Annotated in this window: 16 protein-coding genes and 1 pseudogene; all 17 read left to right on the top strand. The window is 33.4% G+C overall.

All coding sequences use genetic code 11. From position 1 onward, the window contains the following. Position 1: 1 nt before the first annotated feature. The 17 genes and pseudogenes from fliJ (at position 2) to AB8U03_RS00525 (ending at position 14,874) form a co-directional block, all read left to right on the top strand. The gene (gene fliJ, locus AB8U03_RS00605; RefSeq protein WP_407064933.1) at positions 2-439 is read left to right on the top strand and encodes a flagellar export protein FliJ; all 438 of its coding nucleotides are present in this window, start codon (positions 2-4) and stop codon (positions 437-439) included. Between the two features lie 59 nt (positions 440-498). Continuing rightward, positions 499-1,980 carry a flagellar hook-length control protein FliK gene (locus AB8U03_RS00600; RefSeq protein WP_369702606.1) on the top strand — a complete coding sequence of 494 codons (1,482 nt, stop codon included), beginning with the start codon at positions 499-501 and terminating at the stop codon, positions 1,978-1,980. Between the two features lie 27 nt (positions 1,981-2,007). Continuing rightward, on the top strand, positions 2,008-2,811 hold the full coding sequence (locus tag AB8U03_RS00595) for a flagellar hook assembly protein FlgD (protein ID WP_369702605.1): 804 nt from the start codon (positions 2,008-2,010) through the stop codon (positions 2,809-2,811). A gap of 18 nt (positions 2,812-2,829) precedes the next feature. Then, positions 2,830-3,234 carry a TIGR02530 family flagellar biosynthesis protein gene (locus AB8U03_RS00590; protein ID WP_369702604.1) on the top strand — a complete coding sequence of 135 codons (405 nt, stop codon included), beginning with the start codon at positions 2,830-2,832 and terminating at the stop codon, positions 3,232-3,234. Between the two features lie 105 nt (positions 3,235-3,339). Further along, a complete protein-coding gene (locus AB8U03_RS00585) occupies positions 3,340-4,338 on the top strand; it encodes a flagellar hook-basal body protein (RefSeq protein ID WP_369702603.1) in 999 nt (332 codons plus the stop codon). A 354-nt stretch (positions 4,339-4,692) separates the two neighbouring features. Then, positions 4,693-4,887, top strand: a complete 195-nt coding sequence (locus AB8U03_RS00580; RefSeq protein ID WP_369702602.1) for a flagellar FlbD family protein — start codon at positions 4,693-4,695, stop codon at positions 4,885-4,887. Between the two features lie 43 nt (positions 4,888-4,930). Further along, a complete protein-coding gene (locus AB8U03_RS00575) occupies positions 4,931-5,458 on the top strand; it encodes a flagellar basal body-associated FliL family protein (RefSeq protein WP_369702601.1) in 528 nt (175 codons plus the stop codon). A gap of 36 nt (positions 5,459-5,494) precedes the next feature. Further along, positions 5,495-5,908 (top strand): flagellar biosynthetic protein FliO, encoded by a 414-nt coding sequence (gene fliO, locus AB8U03_RS00570; RefSeq protein ID WP_369702600.1) that lies wholly within the window; start codon positions 5,495-5,497, stop codon positions 5,906-5,908. Next, a complete protein-coding gene (gene fliP, locus AB8U03_RS00565) occupies positions 5,898-6,674 on the top strand; it encodes a flagellar type III secretion system pore protein FliP (protein ID WP_369702599.1) in 777 nt (258 codons plus the stop codon). Before fliO ends, fliP begins: the two co-directional genes overlap by 11 nt. Positions 6,675-6,685: 11 nt before the next feature. Beyond that, positions 6,686-6,955 (top strand): flagellar biosynthesis protein FliQ, encoded by a 270-nt coding sequence (fliQ, locus tag AB8U03_RS00560; RefSeq protein WP_369702598.1) that lies wholly within the window; start codon positions 6,686-6,688, stop codon positions 6,953-6,955. Positions 6,956-6,994: 39 nt separating this feature from the next. Next, positions 6,995-8,818: a fused FliR family export protein/FlhB family type III secretion system protein gene (locus AB8U03_RS00555; RefSeq protein WP_369702597.1), complete on the top strand. Its 1,824-nt coding sequence runs from the start codon at positions 6,995-6,997 to the stop codon at positions 8,816-8,818. A gap of 55 nt (positions 8,819-8,873) precedes the next feature. Continuing rightward, a pseudogene (flhA, locus tag AB8U03_RS00550) lies at positions 8,874-10,889 on the top strand (flagellar biosynthesis protein FlhA). Beyond that, positions 10,889-12,070 (top strand): flagellar biosynthesis protein FlhF, encoded by a 1,182-nt coding sequence (gene flhF, locus AB8U03_RS00545; RefSeq protein WP_369702596.1) that lies wholly within the window; start codon positions 10,889-10,891, stop codon positions 12,068-12,070. Before flhA ends, flhF begins: the two are co-directional and overlap by 1 nt. Then, positions 12,064-12,942, top strand: coding sequence for a MinD/ParA family protein (locus AB8U03_RS00540; RefSeq protein WP_369702595.1), 879 nt, complete (start codon positions 12,064-12,066; stop codon positions 12,940-12,942). Before flhF ends, AB8U03_RS00540 begins: the two co-directional genes overlap by 7 nt. A gap of 14 nt (positions 12,943-12,956) precedes the next feature. Next, entirely contained in the window at positions 12,957-13,628 is a 672-nt protein-coding gene (locus AB8U03_RS00535) for a flagellar brake protein (RefSeq protein WP_369702594.1), read from the top strand. A 3-nt stretch (positions 13,629-13,631) separates the two neighbouring features. After that, complete coding sequence (locus tag AB8U03_RS00530) at positions 13,632-14,363, top strand: FliA/WhiG family RNA polymerase sigma factor (protein ID WP_369702593.1); 732 nt, start codon at positions 13,632-13,634, stop codon at positions 14,361-14,363. A gap of 25 nt (positions 14,364-14,388) precedes the next feature. Continuing rightward, positions 14,389-14,874: a hypothetical protein gene (locus tag AB8U03_RS00525; RefSeq protein ID WP_369702592.1), complete on the top strand. Its 486-nt coding sequence runs from the start codon at positions 14,389-14,391 to the stop codon at positions 14,872-14,874. The last annotated feature ends 48 nt before the right edge of the window (positions 14,875-14,922 follow it).

Below are 14,922 nucleotides of genomic sequence, written 5' to 3'. Positions count from 1 at the left end.
ACTGATGAAATACAAGTTTAAATTACAGAAGCTTTTGGATATGAGAATTGATAAAGAAGATGAAAGCAAAATAGAATTTCAAAAGGCCCAGAGTGAAAGGCTAGAGATAAAAGAGAAGCTTACCCAATTAGAAGAGAATTATAACAAGTATAAAAACAGGCCTCTTCCTGCATCTGCCATAGATCAGAAGATAACACATATTTACATAAATGCATTAGATTATAATATAAATGAGACTTCCAAGGATTTAAATAAAAAAGAAAAAATTGTAGATGAAAAAAGAGACAAATTAAAACAAAGGCAAATTGACAGAAAAACTGTAGAGATATTAAAAGACAAAGGATATGGAGCTTTTGTGAAAGAGCAAAACAGAATTGAACAGAAATTAAATGATGAATTTGCTCTTTATGGATTTATTAGAAATTTAGGTGCAAGATAATAATTTTAAAATAGATTGTTATTTTCAAATACATATGTATGGAAGGGAGGTGAAAATAGTTGGTAAATATAAATTTTACACCATCAGTTAGTACCGCAGCTAATCTGAATAGTACTACATCCGATACTTATGCCGCTAAGTCTCAGGCAGATAATTCCAGTGATTTTAAAAGTACTTTAAAAAAATCTTCACAGGATATTACAAAAGCCTCCCAAACCCAGAATTCAGATAAAAATATATCTCATGGTAGGGTATCCAGCGGATCATCTGATGATAAAGTTTCTGCTAATGAGGACATTGAAAATAAAAAAGAAAATTTAGATGAGAAGCTGAAAGAAGATTTAAAAAAGGCAGGATTTAGTGACGATGATATAAAAAAGCTAGAGGATAAGGTTTCCAAAGGAGATATAGATGAAAACAGCTTAATGTATCTGATTAATATACTGCTTCCTGATAAAGAAAATCTAAAAGGAACTGATGATGAGCTTGTAGATAAAATAAGCGATAAAATAGGTAGTAAAATAAGCAGTGAGATTTTAAAAAATCTTCAATCAATAATAGAAGAAAATACAGCACAGAACAAAAATTTGCCTGAGGAAAACATAGTGGATAAAATAGTGAAGAAAAATGTAGGGGAGCTTTCTGATATTTTACAAAAGCTAGGAGCTAACCAGGAATTCAGTGAAAAATTAACTGAAAAACTCAGCAGCAGTATTTTATCCAATCTATCCAATGAACAAAATTTACAACAGAGTGTATACAATAAGATTAAAAATGAGATAAATTCTGCACTAGCAGGGCAGATGAATTTAAGTAATCAAGAAGAAAAGCTGAACGTCAATTTACCTGGATTCAAGGTGCAGGATATAAATCAGGAAGGTCAGGCAAATTTAAGCAATACCATAGTAGTTTCCCAGGATGAAAATATCTCTCAAAATGATTCTGGTAAATCTGGAGATAAGAGCAGTGGAGCTTTTACCGGCAATGAAGATGAAACATTGAAAAAGATAATGGAAGGTGGGACTGGAGATAAGATTTCCAAAGTTGCTAATTTCATGTCCCAATTTTCAAGTATAAATGCAGATAATACTGTAGAAAACCTGAAAAATTTAGTCATAAATAAAAGTTCTTTAGACTCCGATATAATAAAGACTTTGAAGTATATGGATGTGAACAATATTAAGGAATTAACCGTAAAGGTAAATCCCAAGGAATTAGGGGAGATCACCATAAATCTGGTTATGGAAGAAGGAAAGCTTAAAGCAGCGATTACAGCTTCCACCAAGGATACCTACAATCTCTTAAATTCCAATTTACAGGATTTGTCAAACAAGCTCCAGACAAATGATATAAAAGTTCAGAGTTTTTCCTTGAATTTGTACAATGAGGATGCCACTTTTTTTAGAGATGAAAGTAAAAAAGGACAACAGCAGGACAGCAGCAGGCAAAATAAGGAGCTGTCTGTAGACAATATATCCGGAAAAGAAGAAGTACCTGAAGATGATTATTATTATGATAATAATGTTAACATATTGGCTTAATCTAAATTACACAGAAGGAGGCAGGCAATGTCAGTATCAATTGATAATGGAATAAATCAAAGTTACAATTTATTTAATCAAGCTAGTAAAACTTCGGCAGCTAGTACAGTCAGTGGTGATGAGTCCGGTGTCTCTAATACAGATGATACAACAAGCTCTTCAGATTCAATTGTATCCGCCCAGGATCCAACTAGAACTACCAATGGCACTAAAATAGTAAAACAAGGGCAGGACATAGATGAAAACATGTTTTTAAAAATACTGGCCGCAGAACTTGCAAATCAGGATCCAACAAACAGCAGTTCCCAAAGCTCTACAGAATATGTAAGCCAGTTGGCACAGTTTTCATCACTGCAGCAGATGGCAAATTTGAATAGTTCAAATAAGTTAAATACTGCCAATTCCCTTATAAATAAGTATGTCACTTTTAGTGATTTAAATTCAGAGGGTAATTTATCCAACGGACAGGTAATGGGAGTAGTGAAAAATGGTGACGAAATAGACCTAAATGTAGTAGTGGGTAAAGATACAGACAGTAATGGAAATGTTACAGACAAAACACAGCTTTTTAATATAGATGATATAGCAAAAGTTGACGATTTAGGTGATATGTTTGATCCAACTACCAACAATATGATGTTATTAAATGCCACTTCCCTTATAGGCAAAAAAGTTGACATTAATGAAAAAGATGACAGCGGAAATAATTATAGTGGAGTTGTTCAATCTGTATCTAGGGGAACAGGTGGAGTAACTGTGACCATAAAAACAGAAGATGGACAAACTAAGGATTTTTATTTTGATGAAGTTCTGAATGTGGAAAATTCCTAAGAAACGAGTATGATATCCATGGGTTATAGGGTTGTTAATGGCAAATTGCACTTTGCTGAGGATTTGTCTCAAATATATAATGAAAAAAGCACCAGGACAAATGATACAAAAAATACTTCGGGGAAAATATCTTTTAAAGATACCCTTAATAGTGAAATAGATAAGACCAATGGTTTTATTATATCAAATCATGCGGCAGAAAGACTTAAGAACAGAAATATAAATTTAAATGAAGATGACATGAAAAATATAAATTCTGCCATAAATAGGGCTGACAACAAGGGATGCAGTGAGTCAGCACTGCTTTATAAGGATACAGTTTTCATTACTTCTATAAAAAACAGGACTGTGATTACAGCTCTTGATAAGAATTCAGGAAATGAGAATGTATTTACGAATATAGACAGTATGGTAATAGTGTAAATGTAAAATCGGCTGGACCTTAGTGGAAGCCGGTCTCTGTGGAGCGAAGGAAGCAGGGAAAACATATTAAATAAACATATTAAATTTAAATTGGAGGGTAAATATATGCTACCATCATTGTATTCAGGTATTAGCGGACTTAGAGCTAACCAACAGAAGTTAAATGTAATAGGAAATAACATAGCGAACTCATCTACCACGGGATTCAAATCCCAGAGCATGAATTTTCAGGATATGATAAGTCAGAATCTTTCGGATCCGAGTGCTCCCAGCAACAGTACCGGCGGAGTCAACGGAAAGCAGAGCGGTCTTGGAGTAAAAGTAGCAGGTATAAGTACGGATTTCAGTACAGGAAGTATGGCTACTACAAACAGAAATCTTGATTTTGCCATAGATGGTACGGGATATTTTGTAGTGGGTACAGGTACAGTAGCAGGGCAGACTTCTGGTGGTGTTGGAACTACAATTACTAACGGTGTATTGGGAGGAGGAAATATAGATCCTTCTTATACGAGAGACGGAAGCTTCTTTCTGGACACCCAGGGAAATTTATTGACGGTGGATGGGCACAGGGTTATGGGATATCAGGTGGGTAATGCCACTATAAATTATGCTTCAGACCCTAGTACGCAGAATACGATAGGATTCCAGGATGCCAATGCAAGCAGCGCAAATGCAGTTACAAGCAAATTGGTGCCATTGTCTATTCCGGATTATGTAGGTACAGCAAAAGTAAAAGCTTTTTCTGTAGGATCAGATGGATATATAACTGCACAGCTTTCAGATGGAACTACAGCTGCCCTGGGGCAGATAGCCATGGTGTCCTTTCAAAATGAAGGCGGACTTGTAAAAGAGGGTGGAAATCTCTACTCCACATCTGCAAACTCAGGACAGCCTACAGTGAGAAGCGGGAAAGGTGATACAACAAATGACAACAGCGGAAGTTATGGAAAAATAGCACAGGGTATGCTGGAGATGTCAAATGTAGATCTGGCACAGCAGTTTACGGATATGATAATAGCCAGCAGAGCTTTTGAGGCAAATGGAAAGATAATAACTACAGACGATGATATACTCCAGACCCTGATAGGTTTGAAGAGATAATAATAAAGTGATTCTAAGGTTCAGGTGAGCTTGAGCATAGGGAATGCTTTTCTCATCTGAACCTTAGAAGAACTTATCCAGGGGCGTAGCAGTGCTTATTCCCAACTTAAAAAAGTTTGGGCGTTAGCGGTGGCAGCCATGGGATAAAATTTTGAATTGAAATTATAATTTATAGCATTTCTCTACAAAGATATATTTACATACCCTTGATATTTATAACAAATTATATATATTATTTTAGACTATTTTTATGAATTTTTTATTGTATCTTATGTCCAATGATGCTAAAATTTATAAAAAGGTGGAGAAAAATGTTTTATTGAAAATACTGTCTTCATTTTTAAGGAGGTTTCTATGATAAAACTTACAGGATTAAATGACAAGGAATTTGTTATAAATGCGGATCACATAGAAAAATTGACGGAAACTCCTCAAAGTGTCATTACTCTCACAAATGGAAACAAGTACATAGTACAGGAATCCAATGATGAGATAATTAGAAGGGTTATAGATTATAAGAGAAAAATATACAGGGGAGATTTTAAATAAAAGTATCCTATATTTTTTACATAATATTTTGAAGGGAGAGAGCATGATGGAAAACAGAGTGGAAAAAAAGAGCGGAATAAGTTTCAAGATAGTTTTAACAACTCTTTTGCTTTTGATTGCAATCAGTGCAGGAGCTTATTTCGGGTACAACAAGTTTTTAAAAAACAGTAGTAAGAATTCAAGTGCAGTTTCGCAAAACAGCAGTTTAGGGCAAACTCAACAGGTATCAAATCAAGGAGGTGGTAATTCAAGCTATTTGCAGCAGGTTGTTTCTGACTACACCTTTGATTTAAGTGATTTTACAGTGAATCTGGCAGATGAGGGTGGAAAAAACTATTTAAAAATAAGTGTATTTCTTGGGTATGATGATAAAAAATTATCTGCAGAGCTTACTGATAAAAAACCCATGATAAGAGATGCTGTTATTGATATTTTGAGAACTAAAAAGGTATCTGATATAAATCCTAAATACATGGATAATATAAAGATGGAAATTATTCAAAAAATAAACCCTATGCTGGAAAAGGGAAAATTAAATAATGTATACTTTGATGATATACTGACCCAGTAAGAGTATATAAATTCCATTGGAAATGGAGAAATTTAGATGGATTTACAATTTTGGTGGATGCTGTTTAAAATAATTATATCACTGCTTTTCATAATTTTTCTAATATATATTTTTGCGAAATATGGAGGAGGAAAGCTTAAAAGTATTCAAGGTAGCAAATATATAAATATACTTGAAAGAACCCAGCTTTCCAAAGAAAACAGCCTATTTGTAGTAAAAATGGGTGAAAAGGGATATGTGGTTTCATCTGCAAGTGGCAGAATTGAAATAGTTTGTGAGTTAGCTAAAGAGGAGATATCAAAAATCGAGAGCGCAAAAAATGTATATGAATATAAAAATTTAAAGGACTTATATACAAAAAGTGGTCTTGAAAATTTATTGAAAAAGACTAACCACAATTTTTTAGACAAAAAACTTAAATTAAAAAAGGAAGATAAAGATGAACAATAAGCACAGTAAAAGTATTATAACTATTTCAGTTTTGATATTTGCTTTTATTATTTTAACAGGTTTTAGTGTACAAGCAGCTTCTACTGATTTTCCAATACCAAATGTGAATGTTTCTGTAGATAACGCTTCTACACCGCAGCAATATGTAGGTAATATAAAATTGCTTATAGTACTGACAATACTCACACTGCTTCCTTCAATTATAATGATGATGACAAGCTTTGTAAGAATCATAGTGGTATTTGGATTTTTAAGGAGTGCCATGGGAACTCAGCAGGCTCCCCCCAATCAAGTATTAATAGGACTTGCTCTTTTTCTTACAGTATTTATAATGCTACCTGTTTACGGGAAGATAAATTCTACGGCCATACAGCCTTATTTGAATAATAAGATAACTGAAGAACAGGCCATAGAAACGGGAGCAAAACCTTTGAGGGATTTTATGCTGAGACAGACAAGACAAAAAGATCTCAAGTTGTTTGTGGATAATGCCAAGTTAAACTATAAGGTTACAAAAGACAATGCACCCCTTTATGTGGTGATCCCAGCTTATATGATAAGCGAATTGAAGACTGCTTTTCAAATAGGTTTTTTGCTTTATATACCTTTTATGATAATAGATTTGGTAGTGTCAAGTGTACTTATGTCCATGGGAATGTTTATGCTTCCTCCGGTAATGATATCACTGCCTTTTAAGCTTCTTTTATTTGTCATGGTAGATGGATGGTATTTACTTGTAAAATCTCTAATTATAAGTTTTTCGTGAGGTGAATTTAGATGAGTGAAAATATGGTATTGGGTATTATAAAAGATGCAATACAGACGGGACTTTTAATTTCAGCACCTATTCTGATAGTTTCAATACTTGTAGGTCTTATAATAAGTATATTTCAGGCTACCACTCAGATACAGGAGCAGACACTTACCTTTGTGCCTAAACTTATTGCCATTGCCGTAGTGGGACTTTTTACTGCAACTTGGATGCTTCATCAAATAGTGGGTTTTACCGAAAGAATTTTTACATATATAGCACATATAACTCAGTAAACTAAGAGTTAATAGTTAATAGTTATGGAGTGGAGTAATTTGATAAATACACTGTATTTTACAGCTTTAGTACTTGTAAGCATTAGGATGTTTTGTTTTTTTATAATGATTCCCATATTTTTTCCCAGCGGTACTCCAGATACGGTTAAAGTAGGATTGACTTTGGTTATGGCTTATATACTTTTGCCAGGTATAGATTATTCCACTGTAAATACTATAAACAATACCATCCCATTTATATATAATTGTGTAAATGAAGCTGCCGCAGGCCTCACGTTGGGGTTCCTGGTGAGTTTGTGTTTTACGGCATTTAGAATCGCAGGTAGTTATATGGATTTACAAATAGGGCTTTCTATGATGAGTATGTTTGATCCAAATTCCAATAGTACGTCTACACTTTTAGAACGCCTTATGTATTGGCTTGGCATGGTGGTTTTTCTTGCAGTAGATGGCCATCATATGCTTATAAAATCCTTGCTGGAGAGTTTTAGCATCATAAAGCTTGGAACTTTTTTCTTGGGACAGGGATCTATCAACATTATAATAAAAGCTTTTATAACATATTTTTCTATAGCATTAAAAATAGCAGTGCCTGTACTGCTTATAATTTTGATGACGGATTTAACAATGTCCCTTGTTGCAAGAACTGTTCCCCAGCTTAACATAATGATACTTGGGCTTCCCATAAAAATATTGGTGGGTATGGCTTCCTTTTGCTTTGCACTTCCTATATTTCTACAGATTATGGAAAAAACTTTTTATGCCATACCGGATTCCATAAGAGGATTTTATCATACACTGCCCCTGCTCATAATATTTGCCTCTGACGATAAAACCGAGGAAGCTACTCCCAGAAAAAAAAGTGATGCCAGGAAAAAAGGGCAGATTGCCAAAAGTAAGGAAGTAGCTCTTGCGCTTACTCTTTTAGCTTCTACGCTGGTTATACTTATCGCGGGGGGGTATGTAGGTTCTCAGATGAAAAATATTATGGTGGCATTTTTTAATAATTATCTCACAACTTCTTTAAATTATGAAAGTGTTCAGAGAATAGCTTTTATAACTGTATGGAGATTGGGAATTATATTTCTGCCTATAGCTGTCCCCATATTGCTTATGGGAGTTATAGCAAATATGCTTCAGACCAGAGGAATTGTAACAAGTCACCCCCTAAAGCCTGACTTGTCCAAATTAAATCCTGTAAATGGACTCAAGAGAATGTTTTCCATGAGATCTGTAATGGAGCTTTTTAAAGATACATTTATAGTAATTGTAGTTGGAATTGTAGGGTATAAATTTATAAGGGACAATTATGTATATATAATGACATTGAGTAATTTAAATTTTGAAAGTGTTGTTAAAGCTATATCAAAACTTACGGTGAACATATTTTTCAGAGTGACCATGATAATGCTCATAATAGCTATTATAGATTACATATTTCAAAACTTTCAATATAACAAGGATCTTAGAATGTCCAAACAGGAAATAAAAGAAGAATATAAACAAGATGAAGGAGATCCGCAAATTAAAAACAAGATAAAACAAAAACAGAGAGAAATAGGTATGAGAAGGATGATGCAGCAAGTCCCAAAGGCAACAGTAGTAGTTACAAATCCTACCCATGTGGCTGTGGCTCTTAAATATGAAGATGGCAAAAGTGATGCACCTGTAGTGGTTGCAAAAGGATTGGATGCAGTAGCTTTTAGAATAAAAAAAGTAGCTAAGGAAAATGATGTGCCTGTAATTGAAAATCGGCCTCTTGCAAGGCTCTTGTATGATGAGGTGGATATTGATAGGGAAATTCCTGCGGAAATGTACCAGGCAGTAGCAGAGATATTGGCCTTGGTTTACAAGATGAGGTGATATTTTGGAAAGAAGCAGAAAGAGATTTAAGTTAAAAGATAATGTGGATATACTTATGGCACTGTTGATTATAATGATAGTATTTATGATTATAATTCCGCTTCCAGCAAAATTACTGGATATATTAATTGCATTTAATATAACATTGTCTATAATTATAATACTTTTGACAATGTTTACTACAGAAGTACTGCAATTTTCGGTATTTCCCACATTGCTTTTAATAACTACACTTTTTAGATTGGCTCTTAATATTTCTTCTGTAAGACTGATACTCAGGGATGCCTATGCAGGAGAAGTTATAAATTCTTTTGGAGAATTTGTAGTTGGTGGAAGTTATGTAGTTGGAATAATAATATTTTTAATAATAATTATCATACAATTTATTGTAATAACAAATGGTGCCAACAGAGTTGCAGAAGTTTCAGCCAGATTTACACTGGATGCAATGCCAGGAAAGCAGATGAGCATTGATGCAGATTTGAATTCAGGCTTGATAGATGAAAAGGGAGCAAGGGATAAAAGGGCAAAGCTTCAAAAAGAAGCGGATTTTTACGGAGCCATGGATGGAGCTTCTAAGTTTGTAAAAGGTGATGCCATAGCTGCCCTGGTAATTGTGGTGATAAATATAATAGCCGGAATAATTATGGGTATAGTTGTAAAAGGTATGGGTGCTTCAGAAGCTGCCCAGACTTATACCAAATTGACCATAGGAGATGGGCTTGTATCCCAGCTTCCGGCACTTCTTATTTCCACAGCCTCCGGTATACTTGTCACCCGTTCTGGAAGTGATGAAGATTTTGGAACCATGGCCGTAAGACAGTTATTTGGATTTCCAAAGGTAATAGCCATAGCTGGTGCAGTACTCTTGTTTCTGGCCATGATACCTGGTCTTCCCCATATGGCATTTTTTATACTTGCAATAGCTTGTATTATAGCAGCATACCTATTGTATAAAGATGAAAGGGAACAAAACATTCAGCATGAAGTAATGCAGAATCAGGAAATGACTGAAATAGAAAACAAAGAACCTGAAAATGTTATGAACCTTATATCTGTAGAACCTATGGAAATAGAAATAGGATATGGTTTAATACCATTGGCGGATGAAAGTTCAGGAGGGGATCTTCTTCAGAGGATAACTTCAGTGAGAAGGCAGTGTGCCATTGAAATGGGAATAGTAGTACAACCTATTAGGATCAGAGATAATTTGCAGCTTAAAACCAATGATTATGTAATAAAGATAAGGGGTACAGTAGTAGCTAAAGGTGAGCTTATGCCAAATATGCTGTTATGTATGGATCCTACTAATTCCAATAGTGACATTCAGGGTATAAGTACAGTTGAGCCCTCTTTTGGTCTTCCAGCTATCTGGATAAATAAGGATCAAAGGGAAGAAGCAGAAATTAAAGGATTAACTGTGGTGGATCCTACTACAGTTATGGTAACCCATCTGACGGAAACTATTAAGAATCATTCCTATGAGCTACTGGGGAGACAGGAAGTTAAACTTATTGTGGATTCTGTTAAAGAAAAGTATCCTACTGTAGTGGAAGAACTCATACCTGACTTATTGACCATAGGAGAACTCCAAAAGGTGCTGCAAAATCTTTTGAGAGAAAGAGTATCTATAAAAGATATGGTGACTATTATGGAATCTCTTGCGGATAATTCAAGGAATACGAAGGATATAGAACTATTAACGGAATATGTACGATTTTAACTTGGAAGAAGTATATGTAATTCACTTATAGATGACAAGGGAGAAATTACTGTAGTTACACTGTCTCAAGATCTAGAAAAATTAATAGGAAGCAATATTCAAAAATCCATGCAGGGCTCTTTTCCTGCTATAGATCCTGATATTACAAGCAAGATATTGAAGTCTCTTAGAAAAATGCTGGACTCAGTTTATTTTTATGAAAATCAGCCTATAGTTTTGGTTTCACCAAAAATAAGGGCACCTTTCAGAAGATTAATTGAGATGGTATTTCCATCAGTAAATGTATTATCACTAAACGAGATACCAAATGATGTGGAGATAAAAACTGAAGGAGTGGTTTCAATATAATGATTATTAAAAAATATAAAGTTAATAGTATGAATGAAGCTATTACCAGGATCAAATACGAACTTGGCAGTGAGGCCGTCATTATAAGTCAGAGAAAAATTAGAAAAAAGGGAATACTAGGATTTTTTTCTAAAAAAATCCTAGAGGTAACTGCTGCCGTGGACAATAAAAAAAGAGAAGACAATATGAATTATGGCATTAAAACCATAAAGAAAATAGTAAACGATGGTATGAAAAATAATTTATTAGATGTGGATGGAAAAGATACCAAAGCTGAGAATATTGATTTGGAACAAAATTCTACTAGAACAAATAGCCTTTATGAAAATAGTATAGTGGAAAAAAATAATGATGATTTAATAAAAGAAGTACAACAGATGAAGGGTATGTTAAATAAAATCATGAGTAACCCTTATGGAAATGTTGGAAAAAGCGAGCTCCAATTAAAACTTGAAAACAGTGATTTAAATCAGAATGTAACAAAAAAGATATTGAGCAGTATAAATATTATGGAAGATGATAGGAAAGATGAAGAAAAGTTAAAAGAAGTAGTGCAAAATATGATAAAAGTGGATAATAAGGAACTTTCCAACGCAGTGGTATTGATAGGACCTACGGGTGTAGGCAAGACCACTACCATTGCCAAGCTTGCAGGGAGGCTTGCCCTTATTGAAAAGAAAAAAATTGGGCTTATAACTATAGATACATATAGAATAGGGGCAGTAGAGCAGCTGAGAACTTATGCAGATATAATGAATATACCATTTAAGGTGGTATTTACTATAAAGGATATGGAAAAAACTGTTCAGAATATGAAAGATTGTGATGCTATTTTAATAGATACCACAGGCAGAAATAGCAAAAATAAAATGCAGATATCAGAGTTGAGGGCATTTATAGATAAAATTAAAACAGATAATATACATTTAGTAATAAGCTGTACTACAAAAAACAGGGATATAGATGCAATAATAAATGGATATAGTCAGCTGAATTATAATGACATAATAATTACAAAGCTAGATGAAACCTGTACTTATGGTTCCATATTAAATATTCTGCAATCGGCTAAAAAACCCATAAGCTTTGTCACCACAGGACAAAATGTACCTGAAGATATAAAAACTATGAGTTCTGAAGAATTAACAAAGCTTGTACTAGGAGAGGATATTATATGCTAGATCAGGCTGAAAAATTGAGAAAGTTGGCTTTGGAAGATAAAAAGGTAAAAAAAAATGCTGTACAGTATACTGCAAAACCTAGAATAATAACAGTTACCTCAGGTAAAGGAGGAGTTGGAAAAAGTAATTTTGTAGTTAATACAGCTATAGCGCTTCAGAGAATGAAAAAAAAGGTTTTGATATTTGATGCGGATATGGGTATGGGAAATGATCACGTGCTCATGGGATTTTTACCAAAGTACAGCGTGTATGATGTGATTCTTGGAAACAAGGATATAAAGGAAATTCTTATAACAGGGCCTTTTGGAGTAAAATTACTTCCTGGTGGAACGGGAATATCAAAGATTGATGAGATAACAAAATCTCAAAGGCAAGATTTTATAAAGAAACTATCTCTATTAGAAGATCTGGATTATATAATATTGGATACAGGGGCAGGGATAAATAGAGATGTGCTTGGGTTTATTACTTGTTGTGAAGAGGTTGTTGTAATTACCACACCAGAACCTACATCTCTTACAGATGCATATAGTCTGGTTAAAGCTGTAAGTTATTTTAAATTGAAAGATAAAGTAAAAGTTATTATGAATAAAGTCATGGGAATGGAAGAAGGTAAAAAAACCTTTAATAAATTCAACAATGTGGTAAATAAATTCCTAAATATTGACGTTGAATATTTAGGGAGTATGTCAGAGGATAAAAGGCTTATACAAGCTGTAAGGGAGCAAAGTCCATTTTTAATAAGTTATCCTAATTCAAGAATTTCCAGAGATATAAACTTTATAGCCAACAAATTAATTGGAAATAAAAGGGTTGAAAAGGGAAATGGTATTCAGGATCTATTTAAAAAAATTTTTGATGTTTTTTCATAGAGAGAAGGGATAAAGTGAAATGTAATATTGAGTTTGTAGTTAATAGCAGGATTGAAATAGAGATAGATGGAGAAACCTATAAGAGCAATATTCAAGACCTTTCAGATGATCATATAGGTATAAATATACCTGTAAATAATCATAGATATGTAGCTCTCAAAAAAGGAGATAGAGTAGATGCAATATACTATGCAGGAAAAAACATATATAAATTTCACACTGTAGTTATAGGACGTAAGATAGAAAAAATACTTATAATAATGATAAAAAAACCTAGTAAAATAGAGATTGTACAGAGAAGAAATTTTGTAAGGGTTCCATTGATTTTAGATGTACTCTGTGCCATGGTACCTTTAGAAAAGGATTTGCATAATTTAAACAATCAAGTGAATGTATTTAAAGCCTGCTCTTTGGATATGAGCGGTGGTGGGATGAAAATAATTGTAGATGACAACTTAAAATATGAATTGAAAATGGATGATATCATTATGGTGACCATTCCCATGGAAGATGACAGTTTAACTATAAAGGGAAGGGTAGTTAGAATTAGCAGAAACCAGGATAATTCCAAGCTTGTTGTTGGATTAGCTTTTACGGATTTGGACAAGATTAACAGGGAGAGAATCATAAGGGTGCTATTTCAGATAATGAGAGAACATATAAAAAAAGGAGCAAAGGAGGAATAAAATATGGCTTTGGCAAATGAGTTGAATATAAAAGAAGAATTAGTGAAAAAATATCTTCCTCTGGTAAAATACATTGCTTCTAGAGTTATAATCGGAAAAACCAAATATATAGAGTATGAAGATCTAGTCAGTTATGGGATGCTGGGTTTAATGGATGCAATAAGCAAATTTGATAAAAATAGAGGAATGAAGTTCTCTACTTATGCATCTATAAGAATAAAAGGGTCAATGATAGATGAGCTGAGAAGAAATAGTCCTATTTCCAAGGGATCTATGGATAAGCTTAATAAATATAATGGGGCCGTGGAATCTCTTCAGAAGGAATTGGGCAGAGAACCCAGAAGTATTGAAATAGCAAATAAACTCAATATATCCCTAAAGGAAATGATGGAGATTGAAAATTATATAAATTATATATCTATAGTATCATTGGAGGATTTAATATTTTCGGATGATGACGATATTCCTCTCATGGGAACTATAGAGGATACTAAAAGTCCAAGCCCTGAAAAGAGTTTAGAAGAAAAAGAAAAATTAGAGTATTTGGCCAAAGCTTTAGAAATTTTAAATGAGAAAGATAATTTAGTCCTTACGTTATATTATTATGAAGGATTGACATTAAAGGAAATAGGACATATTTTAAATGTGTCGGAATCCAGGGTATGCCAGCTCCACGGCAGGGCAATTATGCATTTGAGAAAGGCTATGATGAAATTAAAATATATGTATAAGTAATGGTTTTTACAGAAAGGAAATTTTTATGGCTTCAATTATATTAATTGCAGTGGGAATAATTTTAATAGCGTTAAATTTAAATGCTGTCTTAAAGGAGAAAAAGTCTTTTCAGGGACAATTGAATGTGAAGCAAAATGAGATGGAAGATTATAAGATAGAAATTGGAAAAATAAGAAAAGAATTTGCAGAAACGGTATTTGAACTTCAAAGAGAAATTGAAAGCTTAAAAAATGAAAATAAGAATAACATGGATAAAATAATTTTATATGATAGATTAGGAAAGAAAGTAAATAAAGAATCTAATTCTAAGAAACCTGTCTCAGAAACCAATAATGAAGATAAGTTAAAAAAGCATGAAGCTGAGAAGGTTAATACTGAGGATGTCAATAATATTAGAATTGATGAAATAAGAAATTTACTTCATAAAAATATGTCTGTAGATGAAATTTGTAAAAAAACTGGTATTGGCAAGGGGGAGGTTCTATTAATAAAAGAATTATACACAAAGTAAAGGCCTTTTTTGATTTTTTTAGTGATAGAAAGGTATTGATAGGTATAG

It is taken from the genome of Clostridium moutaii (genome assembly GCF_041205085.1).
Classification (GTDB): domain Bacteria; phylum Bacillota; class Clostridia; order Clostridiales; family Clostridiaceae; genus Clostridium_B; species Clostridium_B moutaii.
The sequence above is the reverse complement of the archived record's forward strand: the minus strand, read 5'-3'. Positions and strand labels throughout refer to the sequence as shown.